This window comes from Pseudomonas sp. RC10-4-2 (assembly GCF_050433085.1).
Classification (GTDB): domain Bacteria; phylum Pseudomonadota; class Gammaproteobacteria; order Pseudomonadales; family Pseudomonadaceae; genus Pseudomonas; species Pseudomonas aeruginosa.
In genome coordinates this window covers 705,524-724,564 of the sequence record NZ_JBNPXX010000002.1, presented here as the reverse complement: position 1 = coordinate 724,564, position 19,041 = coordinate 705,524, and the positions used below count along the sequence as shown (strand labels likewise).

Annotated in this window: 17 protein-coding genes and 2 tRNA genes; 1 reads left to right on the top strand and 18 read right to left on the bottom strand. The window is 63.6% G+C overall.

Features of this window, described 5'->3' with window-relative positions; genetic code table 11:
* Positions 1 to 86: 86 nt before the first annotated feature.
* From truB to rlmE, 13 genes are all read right to left on the bottom strand, one after another.
* Positions 87 to 1,001 (bottom strand): tRNA pseudouridine(55) synthase TruB, encoded by a 915-nt coding sequence (truB, locus tag FHW81_RS11255; RefSeq protein ID WP_003100522.1) that lies wholly within the window; start codon positions 999 to 1,001, stop codon positions 87 to 89.
* Positions 1,002 to 1,003: 2 nt separating this feature from the next.
* On the bottom strand, positions 1,004 to 1,393 hold the full coding sequence (gene rbfA / locus FHW81_RS11250; RefSeq protein ID WP_003095188.1) for a 30S ribosome-binding factor RbfA: 390 nt from the start codon (positions 1,391 to 1,393) through the stop codon (positions 1,004 to 1,006).
* A gap of 102 nt (positions 1,394 to 1,495) precedes the next feature.
* Positions 1,496 to 4,018: a translation initiation factor IF-2 gene (gene infB, locus FHW81_RS11245; protein ID WP_080911843.1), complete on the bottom strand. Its 2,523-nt coding sequence runs from the start codon at positions 4,016 to 4,018 to the stop codon at positions 1,496 to 1,498.
* A gap of 27 nt (positions 4,019 to 4,045) precedes the next feature.
* Positions 4,046 to 5,527 (bottom strand): transcription termination factor NusA, encoded by a 1,482-nt coding sequence (gene nusA / locus FHW81_RS11240; RefSeq protein ID WP_003095192.1) that lies wholly within the window; start codon positions 5,525 to 5,527, stop codon positions 4,046 to 4,048.
* Positions 5,528 to 5,571: 44 nt separating this feature from the next.
* The gene (rimP, locus tag FHW81_RS11235) at positions 5,572 to 6,030 is read right to left on the bottom strand and encodes a ribosome maturation factor RimP (protein ID WP_003095193.1); all 459 of its coding nucleotides are present in this window, start codon (positions 6,028 to 6,030) and stop codon (positions 5,572 to 5,574) included.
* Positions 6,031 to 6,156: 126 nt separating this feature from the next.
* Positions 6,157 to 6,233: transfer RNA gene (locus FHW81_RS11230), tRNA-Met, on the bottom strand.
* Between the two features lie 90 nt (positions 6,234 to 6,323).
* A tRNA-Leu gene (locus FHW81_RS11225) sits at positions 6,324 to 6,409 on the bottom strand.
* Positions 6,410 to 6,422: 13 nt separating this feature from the next.
* A complete protein-coding gene (gene secG / locus FHW81_RS11220; protein ID WP_003095194.1) occupies positions 6,423 to 6,812 on the bottom strand; it encodes a preprotein translocase subunit SecG in 390 nt (129 codons plus the stop codon).
* Positions 6,813 to 6,814: 2 nt separating this feature from the next.
* The gene (tpiA, locus tag FHW81_RS11215) at positions 6,815 to 7,570 is read right to left on the bottom strand and encodes a triose-phosphate isomerase (protein WP_003100513.1); all 756 of its coding nucleotides are present in this window, start codon (positions 7,568 to 7,570) and stop codon (positions 6,815 to 6,817) included.
* Between the two features lie 65 nt (positions 7,571 to 7,635).
* Complete coding sequence (glmM, locus tag FHW81_RS11210) at positions 7,636 to 8,973, bottom strand: phosphoglucosamine mutase (protein ID WP_003116076.1); 1,338 nt, start codon at positions 8,971 to 8,973, stop codon at positions 7,636 to 7,638.
* Between the two features lie 16 nt (positions 8,974 to 8,989).
* The gene (gene folP / locus FHW81_RS11205) at positions 8,990 to 9,841 is read right to left on the bottom strand and encodes a dihydropteroate synthase (protein WP_003121077.1); all 852 of its coding nucleotides are present in this window, start codon (positions 9,839 to 9,841) and stop codon (positions 8,990 to 8,992) included.
* A gap of 9 nt (positions 9,842 to 9,850) precedes the next feature.
* Entirely contained in the window at positions 9,851 to 11,770 is a 1,920-nt protein-coding gene (gene ftsH, locus FHW81_RS11200; protein WP_003095200.1) for an ATP-dependent zinc metalloprotease FtsH, read from the bottom strand.
* Positions 11,771 to 11,968: 198 nt separating this feature from the next.
* On the bottom strand, positions 11,969 to 12,592 hold the full coding sequence (rlmE, locus tag FHW81_RS11195; protein ID WP_003116077.1) for a 23S rRNA (uridine(2552)-2'-O)-methyltransferase RlmE: 624 nt from the start codon (positions 12,590 to 12,592) through the stop codon (positions 11,969 to 11,971).
* Positions 12,593 to 12,686: 94 nt separating this feature from the next.
* On the opposite strand from rlmE, the gene yhbY reads away from it, so the two are divergent.
* Complete coding sequence (gene yhbY, locus FHW81_RS11190; RefSeq protein WP_003095204.1) at positions 12,687 to 13,001, top strand: ribosome assembly RNA-binding protein YhbY; 315 nt, start codon at positions 12,687 to 12,689, stop codon at positions 12,999 to 13,001.
* A 40-nt stretch (positions 13,002 to 13,041) separates the two neighbouring features.
* On the opposite strand, the gene FHW81_RS11185 is transcribed toward yhbY, so the two are convergent.
* From FHW81_RS11185 to carA, 5 genes are read right to left on the bottom strand one after another with little or no spacing between them, the layout of a single operon-like run.
* The gene (locus FHW81_RS11185; protein WP_003113906.1) at positions 13,042 to 13,449 is read right to left on the bottom strand and encodes a hypothetical protein; all 408 of its coding nucleotides are present in this window, start codon (positions 13,447 to 13,449) and stop codon (positions 13,042 to 13,044) included.
* A gap of 10 nt (positions 13,450 to 13,459) precedes the next feature.
* On the bottom strand, positions 13,460 to 13,936 hold the full coding sequence (gene greA / locus FHW81_RS11180; RefSeq protein WP_003095206.1) for a transcription elongation factor GreA: 477 nt from the start codon (positions 13,934 to 13,936) through the stop codon (positions 13,460 to 13,462).
* Entirely contained in the window at positions 13,933 to 17,154 is a 3,222-nt protein-coding gene (carB, locus tag FHW81_RS11175) for a carbamoyl-phosphate synthase large subunit (protein ID WP_033981095.1), read from the bottom strand. Before carB ends, greA begins: the two co-directional genes overlap by 4 nt.
* 19 nt (positions 17,155 to 17,173) lie before the next feature.
* Positions 17,174 to 17,824, bottom strand: a complete 651-nt coding sequence (gene leuE / locus FHW81_RS11170) for a leucine efflux protein LeuE (RefSeq protein WP_003121078.1) — start codon at positions 17,822 to 17,824, stop codon at positions 17,174 to 17,176.
* Between the two features lie 11 nt (positions 17,825 to 17,835).
* The gene (gene carA / locus FHW81_RS11165) at positions 17,836 to 18,972 is read right to left on the bottom strand and encodes a glutamine-hydrolyzing carbamoyl-phosphate synthase small subunit (protein ID WP_003095209.1); all 1,137 of its coding nucleotides are present in this window, start codon (positions 18,970 to 18,972) and stop codon (positions 17,836 to 17,838) included.
* Between the last annotated feature and the right edge of the window lie 69 nt (positions 18,973 to 19,041).

Below are 19,041 nucleotides of genomic sequence, written 5' to 3'. Positions count from 1 at the left end.
CCTCTGAGTGAACAGGCCGGGAATCGCTTCCCGTGTTTTAAAAGGAGGAATGACCGTGCCTGCTGACAGCCACCCTCGTATCGGTCTTATGACCGAATCAGTCGACGCGGGGCGATACGCCCGTCGTCGGTCACTTCACCGATACCGATGAAACGACCTGTGTGATCCTGCACCCGCAACCAGCCGAACTTCGGCGCTTCCGGGGCCCGCACCGGCTGCCCGTGCAGCCAGTAGTACGCACTGTGCTCGGACAACTGCAACACCGGCCAATGCAACAGGCCGCTGTCTTCCGGCATCAGGAATTGGTCCAGCGCTTCCGGACCACCTTCGGCATGCACGCGTTCGAGCGTCTCGAGGGTGATCGCCTGGGCCAGGGCGAACGGCCCGGCCTGGGTCCGCCGCAGTGCCGCGACGTGCGCGCCGCAGCCCAGGACCTGGCCAAGATCTTCCACCAGCGTACGCACGTAGGTGCCTTTGCTGCAGGAAACGGCCAGGGTCGCACAGGGCGGCTCGAAGGAGAGCAAATCCAGGCGCGTAATAGTAACAGAACGCGCCTCGCGCTCCACTACCTCTCCTGCACGGGCGAGCTTGTACAGCGGCTGTCCGTCTTTCTTCAGCGCCGAGTACATCGGCGGTACCTGCTCTATGTCGCCACGGAAGCGCGGCAGGGCCTGTTCGAGATCGTCCCGACCGACGGTCACGTCCCGCTCGGCGAGCAGTTCGCCCTCGGCGTCGCCGGTGGTGGTGGTGATGCCCATGCGCATCACCGTCTCGTAACCCTTGTCGGCATCGAGAAGATACTGGGAGAACTTGGTCGCCTCGCCGAAGCACAGCGGCAGCACCCCGGTGGCCAGCGGGTCGAGGCTGCCGGTGTGGCCGGCCTTCTCGGCATTGAGCAGCCAGCGGACTTTCTGCAGTGCCTGGTTGGAACTCATGCCGCGAGGCTTGTCGAGCACCAGGATGCCGCTGATGGAGCGGCGGATACGCTTCACCTGGGCCACGCTCAGTCCTCGGTCTCGTCGCCGTGGCGGCGGCCGTCTTCGGCCACCGCACGTTCGATCAGCGCGGACAGCTCGGCGCCGCGGCGGATGCTTTCGTCGTAGTGGAAATGCAGTTGCGGCACGCTGCGCAGCTTCATCGACTTGCCCAGCAACATGCGCAGGTAGCCGGCGGCGTCGTTGAGGATTTCCATGTTCAGGGCGATCTTGCCGGCATCGTCCTGGCCCATGACGGTGATGAACACCTTGGCGTGCGCCACGTCGCGGCTGACCTCGACACCGGTGATGGTGACCAGGCCCAGGCGCGGGTCCTTGATCTCGCGCTGGATCAGTTGAGCCAGTTCGCGTTGCATCTGATCGCCGATACGCTGGGTACGGCTGTAGTCTTTTGCCATTTTTCAACCTGCCTCCAGCGACACCCGGCCACTGGAAAAAAAAGCGACAAACGCCCGGGACAGCTGGAAGCCGGCCCGGGCGCTGTGGTTACGCACTCGCCATCAAAGGCTGCGTGCGACTTCGACCTTCTCGAACACTTCGATCTTGTCGCCGACCTTGACGTCGTTGTAGCTCTTCACGCCGATGCCGCACTCCATGCCGGCACGCACTTCGGCGACGTCGTCCTTGAAGCGACGGAGAGACTCCAGCTCGCCTTCGAAGATGACCACATCGTCCCGCAGCACGCGGATCGGACGGTTGCGGTGCACCATGCCCTCGGTGACCATGCAGCCGGCGATCGCGCCGAACTTCGGCGAGCGGAACACGTCGCGCACCTCGGCGATGCCCAGGATGTTCTCCCGCAGATCGCTGCCGAGCATGCCGGTCAGGGCCTTCTTGACGTCCTCGATGATGTCGTAGATCACGTTGTAGTAACGCATATCCAGACCTTCGGCTTCGACGATCTTGCGCGCGCCGGCGTCGGCGCGCACGTTGAAGCCGAACAGCACCGCGTTGGAAGCCAGCGCCAGGTTGGCGTCGGACTCGGTGATGCCACCGACGCCGCCACCGACCACGCGGACCTGCACTTCGTCGTTGCCCAGGCCGCTGAGCGAGCCTTGCAGAGCCTCGAGCGAACCGCGCACATCGGCCTTGAGGACGATGTTCAGGGTCTTCTTCTCTTCCTGGCCCATGTTCTCGAAGATGTTTTCCAGCTTGCCGGCATGGGCACGCGCCAGTTTCACCTCACGGAACTTGCCTTGACGGAACAGGGCGACTTCGCGGGCCTTCTTCTCGTCGGCGACCACGGTCATCTCGTCACCGGCATCCGGCGTACCGTCCAGGCCGAGGATCTCGACCGGGATCGACGGGCCGGCTTCCTTGATCGGCTTGCCGTTCTCGTCGAGCATGGCGCGGACACGACCGTAGTTGATGCCGACCAGCACCATGTCGCCCTGGCGCAGGGTACCGTCCTGGACCAGCACGGTGGCCACCGGGCCGCGTCCCTTGTCCAGGCGCGACTCGACCACCACGCCACGGCCCGGGGCCGACGGAGTGGCTTTCAGTTCGAGCACTTCCGCCTGCAGCAGGACCGCTTCGAGCAGTTCATCGACGCCAGTACCGAGCTTCGCCGAAACCGGGACGAAGGGAGCGTCGCCGCCCCACTCTTCCGGGATCACGTCGAGAGCGGCCAGGCCGTTCTTGATGTTGTCCGGGTTGGCCTCGGGCTTGTCGATCTTGTTCACCGCGACCACGATCGGCACGCCCGCCGCTTTCGCGTGCTGCACGGCTTCCTGGGTCTGCGGCATGACGCCGTCGTCGGCCGCGACCACCAGGATCACGATATCGGTCGCCCGGGCGCCACGGGCACGCATCGCGGTGAACGCGGCGTGGCCGGGGGTATCCAGGAAGGTCACCATGCCACGCTCGGTTTCGACGTGGTAGGCACCGATATGCTGGGTGATGCCACCGGCCTCGCCCGCGGCGACCTTGGCGCGACGGATGTAGTCGAGCAGCGAGGTCTTGCCGTGGTCGACGTGGCCCATGACGGTGACGACCGGCGCGCGGGTGACCGCCTCGCCTTCGAACTTCAGGGACTCGGCCAGTTGTTCTTCCAGCGCGTTCTCGCTGACCAGCTTGACCTTGTGGCCCAGCTCTTCGGCGACCAGTTGGGCGGTCTCCTGGTCCAGGACCTGGTTGATGGTCACCGGGGAGCCCATCTTGAACATGAACTTGACGACTTCGGCGCCCTTGACCGACATCTGGGCGGCCAACTCGGCTACGGTGATGGTCTCACCGATGTTCACTTCACGCACGATCGGTCCTGTCGGGTTCTGGAACCCGTGCTGGTTGCGCTTCTTCAGCTTCGACTTGCCACCACGACCGCCGCGACGGTAACCATCGCTTTCCTCGTCGGTGCTGCGTGGAGCCACGCGCGGAGCAGGAACCTTTTCCTTCTCCTTGACCGAGGGACGGTGCTGGGTGTGCTTGCGGTCGCGGCGGTCATCGTCCTCGTCACGCTTGGGCGCGCGGCGCGGCTCTTCCTTCTTGCGTTCTTCCACGGCGGCAGGCTTGGCCACCGGTTCGGCAGCCGCGACATCCGCCACCACGGCAGGCTCGGCACCGGCAGTAGCCGCTGCTTCCTGGGCAGCCTTGGCACGCGCAGCTTCCTCGGCCTTGCGCGCTTCCTCTTCGGCACGCTGGCGGGCAGCGGCCTCTTCGGCCTTCAGACGCTCCGCCTCTTCCGCCGCGCGCTGCTCCTCGAGTTCGCGCTGGCGCTCGGCCTCGATCTCGTCGGGGCTGCGCTTGACATAGGTTTTCTTCTTGCGAACTTCGACGCTCACCGTCTTGCTGCCACCCACTTTCAGCGTGGTAGTGGTCTTGCGTTGCAGGGTGATCTTGCGCGGCTCGCTGGCGCGATCGCCATGGCTGCCTTTCAGGTGGGTCAGCAGGGCTTGCTTCTCGCTATCCGTTACAACTTGTTCGGCACTGGTGTGCGGCAGACCTGCGTCACGCATCTGCAGCAGCAGGCGCTCCACCGGTGTGTCGACCACCTGGGCCAGTTCTTTCACCGTGACTTGCGTCATGCACTTCTCTCCTCAGGCCGCGACTGCTTACTCGAACCAATGGGCCCGGGCGGCCATGATCAACTTGCCGGCACGCTCTTCGTCCATGCCGTCGATGTCGAGCAGATCGTCGATCGATTGCTCGGCCAGATCTTCACGGGTGGTTACGCCACGCAGCGCCAGGTCCAGGGCCAGCTCCTTGCTCATGCCATCGAGGCTGAGCAGGTCTTCTGCCGGTTGTGCGTCGGCGAGCTTCTCTTCGGTCGCAATGGCCTTGGTCAGCAGGCGATCCTTGGCACGGGAGCGCAGCTCGTTGACGATGTCTTCGTCGAAGCCATCGATGCTGAGCATCTCTTCCATCGGTACGTAGGCGATTTCCTCAAGAGTCGTGAAGCCCTCTTCCACCAGTACCTGGGCCAGTTCCTCGTCGACATCCAGCTCGTCGACGAAGCGCTGCAGGATATCCCCGGTCTCGGCCTGTTGCTTGGCCTGGATATCCGCCTCGGTCATCACATTCAGGGTCCAGCCGGTCAACTGGCTGGCCAGACGGACGTTCTGGCCACTGCGGCCGATAGCCTGCGCCAGATTGTCCTCGGCGACGGCGATATCCATGGTATGGGTATCCTCGTCGACGATGATCGCCGCCACCTCGGCCGGAGCCATGGCGTTGATCACGAATTGCGCCGGGTTGTCGTCCCACAGGACGATATCCACCCGCTCTCCACCGATCTCGCCGGATACCGCCTGGACCCGCGAACCGCGCATGCCGATGCAGGCGCCCTGCGGGTCGATGCGCTTGTCCTTGGAACGAACGGCGATCTTGGCGCGCGAGCCCGGGTCACGGGCGGCTGCCATCACGTCGATCAACTGCTCGGCGATTTCCGGCACTTCGATGCGGAACAGCTCGATCAGCATTTCCGGCGCGGTACGCGACAGGACCAGTTGAGGACCGCGGTTCTCGGTCCGGATCTCCTTCAGCAGGGCACGCACGCGGGTGCCAACGCGGAAGGTCTCGCGCGGAATGATCTGGTCGCGGGCCAGCAGCGCCTCGGCGTTGTTGCCGAGATCGACGATGACGTTGTCGCGGGTGACCTTCTTCACGGTACCGGAAATGATCTCGCCGACCTTCTCGCGGTAGGCATCGACCACCTGGGCGCGCTCGGCCTCGCGGACCTTTTGCACGATGACCTGCTTGGCAGTCTGCGCAGCGATGCGGCCGAACTCGATGGATTCGATCTTTTCTTCGATGACCTCGCCGACCTTCGCGCCCGGCTTCTGCTCCTGGACGTCCTCGACGGTGATCTCGGTGGCGGGGTCCTGGTAGTCCTCGTCGGCGACGACGTGCCAACGACGGAAAGTCTCGTAGCTGCCGTTATGACGATTGATCTCGACGCGCAGGTCGACCTCGTCCTCGAAACGTTTCTTGGTGGCGGTCGCCAGAGCCAGCTCCAGCGCCTCGAAAATCACGCCGGCCGGTACGCCCTTTTCGTTGGATACCGACTCAACAACCAGCAGTACTTCTTTGCTCATTGTACGCCTCGCCTTTCAATCCATTGGATCCGCGGATTCGCGTCTCAATCAAAACGGGGAATGATGTTGGCCTTGTCGATCGAATCGATCGGCAGCAGGTACTCGTGATCGTCCACCAGGACCACCACATCCTGCTCCTCCACACCACGGAGAATGCCTTGGTAGTTACGCCGCCCCTCATAGGGCGAACGCAGCCTGATCTTCACTTGCTCGCCGGCATGCTTGGCGAACTGTTCGAGGGTGAACAGCGGCCGATCCATGCCCGGAGAGGACACCTCCAGGGTGTACTCGCCGCTGATCGGGTCTTCGACGTCGAGAATACCGCTGACCTGCCGACTGACGGCTTCACAGTCATCGATGAGGATGCCTTCGGGGCGGTCGATATAGACGCGCAACACCGAATGACGACCCTGGGAAATGAACTCGACGCCCCAGCACTCATAGCCGAGCGCCTCGACCACAGGGGCCAGCAAGGCCTGCAACTGTTCTAGCTTGCTCGACACCTGATCGCCTCGCGTATGTCGTAGAAACAAAAAATGGGCGAAACGCCCATCCCTAAATTGCCACTCGGAACCGTGGCATGGACTGTCCAGCTAACAAAAAGCCCCTAAAAAGGGGCCCTGAAAAACTGGTTGCGGGGGCTGGATTTGAACCAACGACCTTCGGGTTATGAGCCCGACGAGCTACCAGACTGCTCCACCCCGCGTCAAAGCTGGTGCAAGATTATACGACCGACACCCTGATGGGTCAACCGAACCTTGCGGAGACAAACCCCGCAGGACGGGGCTTGCTTATATGGTACCGAGGAGGGGACTCGAACCCCTACAGCCTATGGCCACTACCACCTCAAGGTAGCGTGTCTACCAATTCCACCACCTCGGCAGAAACCTTTCTCTTACTTCTGTTCAGGAGCCGCCGGTACATCGCCTGCACTTTCCGCAGGCTTGGACTGCTCCTGAAGAACCGGCACATCGTCAGCGGCCGGTGCTTTCTCTTGCTTCTGCTCCAGAACTGCCGGATCCGGCAGCCCGATGTGTTGCAGAGCATCAGACTTTTCTTTAGCGAAGTACGCTAAGCCAAGGCTGGTCAAGAAAAAAACCGCTGCCAGTATACCAGTAATCCGACTCAAAAAGGTAGCGGAACCTTGGCTTCCGAAAACAGTTGCCGAAGCACCTGCACCGAAAGAAGCCCCTGCATCCGCACCCTTGCCATGCTGAACGAGGATCAGGCCAACAAGACCCAATGCCATCAGCAGATGCACGACAATTACGACCTTTTCCAGCATCTTCAGCTTCCCGCGGCACGACAGATCGCGCCGAACTCATCCGCATTGAGGGAGGCTCCACCTACCAGCCCCCCATCGATATCCGGCATGCCGAACAACTCGGCTGCACTTGCCGCCTTTACACTGCCGCCGTAAAGGAGTCGCACACCTTTTGCGACCTCGGCATTTTCCGCTGCCAGTTGCGCGCGGATCGCCGCGTGCACTTCCTGGGCTTGCGCGGGGGACGCGGTCAACCCGGTCCCGATCGCCCAGACCGGCTCGTAAGCCACGACTGCGCGAGCAAAAGCTCCAACACCCAACTCGTCGATCACGCTTCCCAGCTGCCTTGCGACAACCTCCAGCGTCTTGCCCGCCTCGCGCTCCGCCCGGGTTTCCCCGACACACAGCACCGGCACCAGGCCGCACGACTGAGCCGCGGCAAACTTGCGACTCACAACCTCGTCACTCTCGCCGAGAATCAGGCGACGCTCTGAGTGGCCCACAAGGACCATGCTACAACCGACATCCGCCAACTGACTGGGAGCAGTCTCACCGGTCAGCGCGCCTTGCATCGGCTCGACGGCGCTGTTCTGCGCACCTACATCGATCGCCTTGCCGGCCAGGCCCTGGATGACCTGGCTGATGAACAAGCAAGGCGGCATCACAGCTACATCGACTCCGCTCGGCAACGCCAGCTGACGCAAGCCTTTGATCAACTCGGCCACACTGGAATGCGTACCGTGCATTTTCCAGTTACCGGCCACCAAGGGTCGACGCATGCTGTACCTCGCGGGGCAAAGTGGGCGCAGATGTTACTCAACAGTTTCCAGACTGGCAAGCAAAATCAAGCACATACCTCAGAAACAATTTTTGCCAGCTGTTCGGCGTGGGCACGAACGCTAGCTTCCTCGTCGCCCTCGACCATCACCCGGACCAACGGCTCTGTGCCGGATTTGCGCAGCAGGACACGGCCGCGCCCGCCCATTTGCTCGGTGACGCGGACGCTGGCCTCCTTCACCGACGGGTGCTCGAGCGGATCGCTTTCGCCCTTGAAGCGCACATTGATCAGCACCTGGGGGCACTTGCGAATCCCCTGGCGCGCCTCGGCCAGGGTCTGGCCGCGATGCTTGAGCGCCATCAGCACCTGTAGCGCCGCGATGATGGCATCGCCCGTCGTGGTGTTCTGGCAGCAGACGATATGTCCCGAATTCTCCCCTCCCAGCATCCAGTTCCGAGCCAGCAGTTCGGCCATCACATAGCGATCGCCGACCTTCGCCCGCACGAACGGGATATGCAGCTCCTGCAAAGCCAGCTCCAGGCCGAGGTTGCTCATCAGGGTGCCGACCACACCGCCTTGCAGGCGCCCGCTTTCCTGCAGGTCGCGCGCGATGAGGAAAAGCAGTTCGTCGCCATCCACGACCGCACCGGTATGGTCGACCATCATCACCCGGTCGCCGTCGCCGTCGAAGGCGATGCCGAGGTCGGCATGGTGCTCGACCACCGCAGCCTGCAGGCCATCCAGGTGAGTGGAACCGCACTTGTCGTTGATGTTCAGGCCATTCGGGCTGGCCGCCAGCACCGTCACTTCCGCGCCCAGTTCCCGGAAGACGCTGGGAGCGATCTTGTAGGTAGCGCCGTTGGCGCAGTCGAGCACGACCTTGAGACCGTTGAAGTCGGTGCTGGTCGGCACGCTGCTCTTACAGAATTCGATGTAGCGCCCCGCCGCGTCATTGATCCGCGAAACCTTGCCGAGACGGGCGGACTCCACCACGGTCATCGGCGCATCGAGCAGTTCCTCGATCATCAGCTCGACGTCATCCGGCAGCTTGGTCCCCTGCCCGGAGAAGAACTTGATGCCGTTGTCGTCGTGGGGATTGTGCGAAGCGCTGATCACCACCCCGGCCTCGGCGTGGAAAGTCCGCGTCAGGTAGGCGATGCCGGGGGTAGGCATCGGTCCCAGCAACAGGGTATCGGCGCCGGAAGCGGAGAGCCCCGCCTCGAAGGCCGACTCGAACATGTAACCCGAGCTGCGCGTGTCCTTGCCGATCAGGACCCGGCAGTTGCCCTGCCGGCGGAAGGCCATGCCCACCGCCCAGCCCAGCTTGAGAACGAAGTCCGGAGTAATCGGAAACTCGCCAACACGACCACGGATACCGTCAGTCCCGAAGTATTTTCTGCTCATCTTTTGTCTTCCGTGCTCAATCCGCCATTTCAACGGCGGAGATCATTCGCATCACGTCGACGGTCGCCGCCACGTCATGCACTCGAATTATCCGTGCGCCCTTGGCCAGCGCCAGGGCCGCCAGAGCTAGGCTGCCGTAGAGGCGTTCGTCCACCTCCCGCCCCAGTACCTTGCCGATCATGCTCTTGCGCGAAACGCCGACCAACAACGGCAAGCCCAGGCCATGGAGTGCCTGCAGATGCCTGAACAGCACCAGGTTGTGCTCCAGTGTCTTGGCAAAACCGAAACCCGGATCCAGCAACAGCCGCTCGCGGTCGATTCCGGCCGCCACGCAGGCATTCACACGCTCCTGCAGGAACGCGCCGACTTCCGCCACCACATCCTGGTAGGCAGGCGCATCCTGCATGGTCTGCGGTTCTCCACGCATGTGCATGAGGCAGACCGCCAGGCCGCTATCCACCGCAGCATCCAGCGCACCGTCGCGCTGCAGCGAACGGACGTCGTTGATCAGACCCGCTCCGAGACGCGCAGTTTCGCGCATGACCGCGGGCGTGGAGGTATCCACCGAAATCACGACGTCCAGCTCGCGAGCGATGCGTTCGACTACCGGAGCGACCCGCTCCAGCTCCTCCGTCGGAGAAACGCTGCGCGCACCGGGACGGGTCGACTCGCCGCCGACGTCGATGAGCGTTGCGCCTTCCCGCACCATGCGCTCGGCATGCCGCAGGGCATCGTCCAGCCGGTCGTAACGGCCGCCATCGGAAAAGGAATCGGGGGTGACATTGAGGATGCCCATGACATGTGGGCGGGCCAAATCAAGAACCCGACTGCCGCAAGGCAGTCGGGTCGGGTATTGCGGATTGCTCATTCAGGGCTCTCAGTGCTCGCCGGCCGGCCCACCGATAGGAGGGGTGTTCTCGCGGCGGCCCGACTCTTCCAGGTTGGCCGGCGGGGTGCCGGTACCCGAACCACCCTGCCAGTCACGCGGCTCGCGCGGCACGCGACCGGCCATGATGTCGTCGATCTGGTCGGAGTCGATGGTTTCGTACTTCATCAGTGCGTCGGCCATCATCTCCAGCTTGTCGCGGTTCTCGTCGAGCAGTCGCTTGGCGGTACCGTAGCAGTCGTCGATGATGCGCCGGACTTCCTGGTCGATCATCTTGGCGGTCTCGCCCGACACATTGGCGTGCTGGCTGCCGGCGCTACGGCCGAGGAACACCTCGCCCTCCTCCTCCGCGTACATCAGCGGGCCGAGCTTCTCGGACAGACCCCACTTGGTCACCATGTTCCGCGCCAACTGGGTAGCACGCATGATGTCGTTGGAAGCGCCAGTGGTGACGCCTTCGAAGCCGAGGGTCATCTCTTCCGCGATACGGCCGCCGAACAGCGAGCAGATCTGGCTTTCCAGCGCGCGCTTGGACAGGCTGTAGCGATCTTCCTCGGGGAGGAACATGGTCACGCCCAGGGCGCGTCCGCGCGGAATGATGGACACCTTGTAGACCGGGTCATGCTCCGGCACCAGGCGACCGACGATGGCGTGGCCGGCTTCGTGGTAGGCGGTGTTGCGCTTCTCCTTCTCGGACATGACCATGGTCTTGCGCTCGGCGCCCATCATGATCTTGTCCTTGGCCAGCTCGAACTCGCGCATGTCGACGATGCGCTTGTTGGAGCGCGCGGCGAACAGCGAAGCCTCGTTGACCAGGTTGGCCAGGTCGGCGCCGGAGAAACCGGGCGTACCGCGGGCGATGACGGCAGGATCGACATGGTCGCCCAGCGGCACCTTGCGCATGTGCACCTTGAGGATCTGTTCGCGCCCGCGGATATCCGGCAAGCCGACCACCACCTGGCGGTCGAAGCGGCCCGGACGCAGCAGCGCCGGGTCCAGAACGTCCGGACGGTTGGTGGCAGCGATGACGATGATGCCATCGTTCATCTCGAAGCCATCCATCTCCACCAGCAACTGGTTGAGGGTCTGCTCGCGCTCGTCGTGACCACCGCCCAGGCCGGCGCCGCGATGGCGGCCGACGGCGTCGATCTCGTCGATGAAGATGATGCACGGCGCATGCTTCTTGGCCTGGTCGAACATGTCGCGGACACGGGAAGCGCCCACGCCGACGAACATCTCGACGAAGTCGGAACCGGAAATGGTGAAGAACGGCACCTTGGCTTCGCCGGCGATGGCCTTGGCCAGCAGGGTCTTGCCGGTGCCGGGCGGGCCGACCATCAGCACGCCGCGCGGGATACGGCCGCCCAGGCGCTGGAACTTGCCCGGATCGCGAAGGAACTCGACCAGCTCGCTGACCTCCTCCTTGGCCTCGTCGCAGCCGGCGACGTCAGCGAAGGTGGTCTTGACCTGGTCCTCGGACAGCAGGCGCGCCTTGCTCTTGCCGAAGCTCATCGGGCCGCCGCGACCGCCGCCGCCACCCTGCATCTGGCGCATGAAGAACATGAAGACGGCGATGATCACCAGGATCGGGAAGCTGGCGACCAGCAACTGGGTCCAGATGCTCTGCTGTTCGGGCTGCTTGCCCTCGACCACGACGTTGTTGTTGACCAGGTCGCCGATCAGGCCGTTGTCCTGGATCGCCGGGCGGATGGTCTTGAAGGTATCGCCGTCGCTACGCTTGCCGGTGATGACATAGCCATCCACGGTCACTCGCTCGACCTTGCCATCCTTGACCTGCTGGATGAAGTCCGAGTAGTTCAGCGTCTGTGGCTCGCTCGGGCTCGAGAAATTGTTCATCACGGTCACCAGTACCGCCGCGATGATCAGCCACAGAATCAGATTCTTTGCCATGTCGTTCAATTGACTACCCTCTGAAGCCGGCTCCGTCCTGGAAACCGCTTCACACGACGGCCAGACTCCTTCCGGCCAAAAGTACTACACAAGCGCCCGCGCACGCAGGCGTTGTCTGTAACCCTTTATGAACCCTCGCCCGTCCCGGCACAACAGGTCATCGACCAATAGACAGGCTATAGGGTCAATCATTCCAGTCTATTCCCCGCGAAAGCCGCGTGCGAGCAGATACTGTTCCCGCGAACGATCACGCGACGACAGGGGCTTGCGCATCTGTACCTTGTCGAACATTTCCCGGGCCTGCTTGTGGTACTGGTCGAAACCTTCGCCCTGGAAGATCTTGATCAGGAAATCGCCGCCCGGCCGCAGCACACGGCCGGCCAGGTCCAGCGCCAGTTCGCAGAGATACATGGCGCGCGGCTGGTCGGAGGCCCGCACTCCACTCATATTGGGGGCCATATCGGAAATCACAAGGTCTACCGGATGGTCGCCGATCGCCTCGAGGATCCGCGCGAACACCGCGTCCTCGGTGAAGTCGCCCTGGATAAAGGTGACGTCGGGGATGCTGTCCATCTCGAGGATGTCCGAAGCGATCAGCCGGCCGCGGTCGCCGATCACCCGGCTGGTGACCTGCGACCACCCGCCCGGCGCGGCGCCCAGGTCGACCACGGTCATGCCCGGACGCAGGATGCGGTCCTTCTCCTGGATCTCCAGCAGCTTGTAGCTGGCGCGCGAGCGATAGCCATCGCGCTGGGCCATCTTCACGTAGGGATCGTCGAAATGTTCTTTCAGCCAACGCTGGCTGGTTTTGGAGCGGGCCACGGAATACCTCTTCGGGCACCCCCGGTCGGCGGGGGCAGCATCACTTGGACTAAAACTGGGGTAAAATAGACGACTTTTTCCCAGGGGTCTGATTATGGCGCTCACTCAAGAGCAGAAGAAACAGTTCAAATCTATCGGTCACCACCTGAAACCGGTATTGATCGTAGCCGAGAACGGCTTGACCGAAGGCGTTCTCGCCGAACTCGAGCGCGCACTCAACGATCACGAACTGATCAAGGTGAAACTGGCGCTGGCCGAGCGCGACGATCGCCGCGCCCTGCTCGACGAACTCTGCGCGCAGTCGCGCAGCGACCTGGTGCAAAGCATCGGCAAGATGGCGCTGGTCTATCGGAAGAACCCGAAGCCGAACAAGAATCTCTCGAACATCAGCCGTTTCGCCGGCATCTGATGCCCCATCCAACCAAGGTCGGGAAACTTCCCGACCTGGTTCAGACGCCTTCCTCGTCCCGCCCCGGTACCGGCTGCAACACCAGCAGCAGGCCACACATCGCCACCGCCAGGTAGTTGAACAGCAGCCAGCGCACCGCCTCGGGCGCCAGCCCACGCACCAGGAAATACACCAGGCAGAGCAGCGCGACGGCGAGCAACAACTGACCGCGAAGGTCTCGCCAGAGGCTCCTCGGCCCGTGGCTCGACACCAACACCAGCGCCTGCAGCGCCGCACAGAATCCGGCGAAGCCGATCAGCAGCGGCGTCAACGCCGCGGCTACGGTTTCCACCAGCAGCGGCGCCAGTCCGGTCTTGGCCAACGCAGGCAGGACCACGAACTGCAGCAACCAGAGGCCGCCGACCCAGAACGTCTGGGCCAGCAGCCAACTGATCGCGCCTGCGCGCAACGGGGCGCGCTTAGATATGGCGAACCTCGACGATCTCGTACTCGACGTCGCCGCCCGGGGTTCTCACCAGCACGGCATCGCCTTCGGTCTTGCCGATCAGCGCACGGGCGATCGGCGAATTCACCGAGATCTTGCCACCCTTGATATCCGCCTCGTCGTCGCCGACGATCTGGTAGGTCACGGTCTCGTCGGTCTCGACATTGGCGATGTCGACGGTGGTGCCGAAGATCACCTTGCCGCTGTGCGGGATGGCGGTGACATCGATGACCTGGGCGTTGGACAGCTTGGCCTCGATGTCGCGGATACGCGCCTCGACCATGCCCTGCTGTTCGCGCGCCGCATGGTACTCGGCGTTTTCCTTGAGGTCGCCCAGTTCACGCGCTTCGGCGATGGCCTGGCTGATCTGCGGGCGCAGCACGCCCTTCAGGTGTTTCACTTCTTCTTCCAGGGCGCGGGCGCCCTGGACGGTCATGGGGAACTTGCTCATGCCTTGATTCCTGCGTGGAGATCCTGCAGACGCCGAACGGTCTTCTCGGGACCGAACTTGAGCGCCTCACAGATCGCCTGCCCACCCGCAATGGTGGTGGTGCAGCAGATCTTGTGCTGCAGGGCGTTTCGACGAATGGAGTAGGAGTCAGCGATGGACTGCCGGCCCTCGGTGGTGTTGATGATCAGGGTGACCTCGTCGTTCTTGATCATGTCCACCACGTGCGGGCGACCTTCGGTCACCTTGTTCACGCGACGCACCGGCAGGCCCGCGGCCTCGATGACACGCGCGGTACCGGCGGTGGCTACCACTTCGAAGCCCAGCGCGACCAGGTCGCCAGCCACCTGGGCGGCGAACGGCTTGTCGTCTTCGCGGACGCTGATGAAGGCGCAACCGGCGGTCGGGAGAATCTCGCTGGCCCCCAACTGAGCCTTGGCAAAGGCTTCGGCAAAGCTATCACCGACGCCCATCACTTCACCAGTGGACTTCATTTCCGGGCCGAGGATCGGATCGACGCCGGGGAACTTGGCGAACGGGAACACCGCTTCCTTGACGCTGAAGAACGGCGGGATGATTTCCTGGGTGAAGCCGACCTCGGCCAGGGTCTTGCCGGCCATGACGCGGGCGGCGACCTTGGCCAGCGACTCGCCGACGCACTTGGAGACGAACGGCACGGTACGCGAGGCGCGCGGATTGACCTCGATGACGAAGATATCCTCGCCCTGCACCGCCATCTGCACGTTCATCAGGCCGACCACGCCAAGCTCCAGGGCCATTTTCTTGACCTGCTCGCGGATCTCGTCCTGGATGTGCTGCGGCAGCGAGTACGGCGGCAGCGAACAGGCGGAGTCGCCGGAGTGAACGCCAGCCTGCTCGATATGCTGCATGATCGCGCCGATCACCACGATCTCGCCGTCGCATACCGCGTCGATGTCGACTTCGATGGCGCAGTTGAGGAAGTGGTCGAGCAGCACCGGGCTGTCGTTGGAAACCTGAACCGCCTCACGCATGTAGCGCTTGAGTTCTTCTTCCTGGTAGACGATTTCCATCGCCCGCCCGCCCAGCACGTAGGACGGGCGTACCACCAGCGGATAACCGATGGCCTTGGACGCGGCCAGGGCCTCGTCTTCGCTGCGCGCGGTGGCGTTGGCCGGCTGGCGCAGGTTCAGGCGCTGGACCATCTGCTGGAAGCGCTCGCGGTCTTCGGCACGGTCGATGGCGTCCGGACTGGTGCCGATGATCGGCACGCCGGCCTCTTCGAGGGCGCGGCAGAGCTTCAGCGGGGTCTGGCCGCCGTACTGGACGATCACGCCCTTGGGCTGCTCGACGCGGACGATCTCAAGGACGTCCTCGAGGGTCACCGGCTCGAAGTACAGGCGGTCGGAGGTGTCATAGTCGGTGGAGACGGTTTCCGGGTTGCAGTTGACCATGATGGTCTCGTAGCCGTCTTCGCGCATCGCCAGCGCCGCGTGCACGCAGCAGTAGTCGAACTCGATGCCCTGGCCGATGCGGTTCGGACCGCCGCCGAGGATCATGATCTTCTCGCGGCTCGACGGGTTGGCCTCGCACTCTTCCTCGTAGGTCGAATACATGTAGGCGGTGTCGCTGGCGAACTCGGCGGCGCAGGTATCGACACGCTTGTAGACCGGCAGCACCTTCAGCTTGTGGCGATGGCTGCGCAGGTTCTTCTCGGTGACGCCTAGCAGCTTGGCCAGGCGCGCGTCGGAGAAGCCCTTGCGCTTGAGCTTGTACATCAGCTCGCGATCGATGGAGGACAGGCCGAGGGTCTTGACCTTCTCCTCGTCCTTGACCAGGTCCTCGATCTGCACCAGGAACCATTCGTCGATGCGGGTCAGCTCGAACACTTCCTCGACGCTCTTGCCGGCGCGGAAGGCGTCGGCGACGTACCAGACACGCTCGGCGCTGGGCACGGTCAGCTCGCGCTTGAGGATGCTGTCGGCCTCCGGGTCGTTCAGGTCGAGCTTCGGATCGAAGCCGGTGGCGCCGACTTCCAGGCCGCGCAAGGCTTTCTGCACCGACTCCTGGAAGGTCCGGCCGATGGCCATGACTTCGCCGACCGACTTCATCTGGGTGGTCAGGCGGGCATCAGCTTTCGGGAACTTCTCGAAGGCGAAGCGCGGGATCTTGGTCACCACGTAGTCGATGGCCGGCTCGAACGACGCCGGGGTGCGGCCGCCGGTGATGTCGTTCTGCAGTTCGTCGAGGGTGTAGCCGACCGCCAGCTTGGCGGCGATCTTGGCGATCGGGAAACCGGTGGCCTTGGAGGCCAGGGCCGAGGAGCGGGAAACCCGCGGGTTCATCTCGATCACCACCATGCGCCCGGTGTTCGGGCAGATGCCGAACTGCACGTTGGAACCGCCGGTTTCCACGCCGATCTCGCGCAATACCGCCAGCGAGGCGTTGCGCATGATCTGGTATTCCTTGTCGGTCAGGGTCTGCGCCGGCGCCACGGTGATCGAGTCACCGGTGTGCACGCCCATCGGGTCGAAGTTCTCGATGGAGCAGACGATGATGCAGTTGTCCTTCTTGTCGCGGACCACCTCCATCTCGTATTCCTTCCAGCCGATCAGCGACTCGTCGATCAACAGCTCGTTGGTCGGCGACAGGTCGAGGCCACGGGCGCAGATCTCTTCGAACTCTTCACGGTTGTAGGCGATACCGCCGCCGGTGCCGCCCATGGTGAAGGACGGACGGATGATGCAGGGGAAGCCGACCTGCTCGAGCACGCCGTAGGCCTCCTCCATGCTGTGGGCGATGCCCGAGCGCGGACAGGCCAGGCCGATATCCTTCATCGCCTTGTCGAAGCGCGAGCGGTCCTCGGCCTTGTCGATGGTATCGGCATTGGCGCCGATCATCTCCACGCCGAACTTCTCCAGCACGCCGTGGCGCTCCAGGTCCAGGGCGCAGTTCAGCGCGGTCTGGCCGCCCATGGTCGGCAGCAGCGCGTCGGGGCGTTCCTTCTCGATGATCTTGGCCACGGTGGCCCACTTGATCGGCTCGATGTAGGTCGCGTCGGCCATCGCCGGATCGGTCATGATGGTCGCGGGGTTGGAGTTCACCAGGATGACGCGGTAGCCCTCCTCGCGCAGGGCCTTGCAGGCCTGGGCGCCGGAGTAGTCGAATTCGCAGGCCTGGCCAATCACGATGGGGCCGGCACCGAGGATCAGGATGCTCTTTATGTCTGTACGTTTTGGCATGGGACTCTCGTTGCAATAATCAGGACAGGGTTGCGGTGGCCAGCTTCACACCAAAGCCGACGAACAGGGCGCCGACGCCCGAAGTGGCGCCGGCAGCCAACCGTTGCCGCCGGCGGAACCAGGCCGCCAGCCGCACACCGGTGAAAATCAGGAAGCTCAGGTAAAGGGCGCTGACCAGTTCCAGGATCACCGCCAGCACCAGGAACGACAGCCCCGGATAGGCATAGCCGGGATCGACGAACTGGATGAAGAAGGAGATGAAGAACAGGATCGCCTTGGGATTCGACAGGCTGAGCAGCAGCGCCTTGCGGAACGGCTGGTGGACATCCACCTTTTCGGCCTGCGCCGCCGTCGCCTCGGGATTGCGCAGCTTGCGCCAGGCGCCCCGCAGCATGCCGACGCCGAGATAGAACAGGTAGGCCGCACCGAGGTACTTCAGGCCGATGAACAGCATCGGCTCGGCCTTCAGCAGGGAGGCCACACCGAGGGCCGACAGCAGCATCAGCACCGCGTCTCCGAGGAACACGCCGCAGGCGGCCCGGTAGCCGGTCGCCACGCCACGCTGGGCCGAAGTCGCGAGGACGAACAACGAGTTCGGTCCGGGCAACAGGATCACGAAAACCACACCCAGCACGTAGGTCCAGAAATCGGTTATCCCCAGGGTCGGCATGGCTCTGCTCCTCAGCGACGCTCGGCCATCGCCGAGATGAAGCGGTCGAACAGCGGGGCGACGTCATGCGGACCGGGGCTCGCCTCGGGGTGGCCCTGGAAGCTGAAAGCGACCTTGTCGGTGCGCTCGATACCCTGCAGGGTACCGTCGAACAGCGACTTGTGAGTGGCTCGCAGGTTGTCCGGCAGGGTGCTCTCGTCGACCGCGAAACCGTGGTTCTGGCTGGTGATCATCACCACGCCGCTGTCCAGGTCCTGCACCGGGTGGTTGGCGCCGTGGTGGCCGTGGCCCATCTTCAGGGTCTTGGCGCCAGAGGCCAGGGCCAGCAACTGATGGCCGAGGCAGATGCCGAACACCGGGATCTCGGTATCGAGGAATTCGCGGATCGCCTGGATCGCGTAGTCGCACGGTTCGGGGTCGCCGGGGCCGTTGGAAAGGAAGATGCCGTCAGGGTTCAGCGCCAGCACTTCGCTGGCCGGTGTCTGCGCCGGCACCACGGTCAGGCGGCAGCCGCGCGCCACCAGCATGCGCAGGATGTTCAGCTTGACGCCGTAGTCGTAGGCCACCACGTGATACGGCAGTTCACCGGCCGGGATCTCCGGGTGACTGTCGCTTTCCAGGTTCCAGACGCTGGAGCGCCACTCGTAGCGCTCGGCGGTGGTGACCTCCTTGGCCAGGTCCATGCCCTTCAGGCCGGGGAAGGCGCGAGCCAGCTCCAGCGCGCGTTCCTCGGTAGCGTCGGCACCAGCCAGGATGCAGCCGTTCTGCGAACCCTTCTCGCGGAGGATGCGGGTCAGGCGACGGGTATCGATGCCGGCGATGGCGACGGTGCCGTTGGCTTTCAGGTAGTCAGGCAGCGACTGCTTGCTGCGCCAGTTGCTGGCGATCAGCGGCAGGTCGCGGATGATCAGGCCGGCGGCCCAGACACGGTTGGCCTCGGCGTCTTCCGGGGTGGTACCGGTATTGCCGATGTGCGGGTAGGTCAGGGTGACGATCTGCTGGGCGTAGGAAGGATCGGTGAGGATTTCCTGGTAGCCGGTCATGGCGGTGTTGAACACCACCTCGCCAACGGTCTGACCGTCGGCACCGATGGCTTCACCGCGAAAAATGCTGCCGTCGGCAAGTGCAAGTATGGCTGGCTTAGTCAAGAAGACCTCCCGTAAATCAAGCCTGACTGGTCGCGCAGGTGTAAAAAAGCGGGATGACACCGTGAAGAG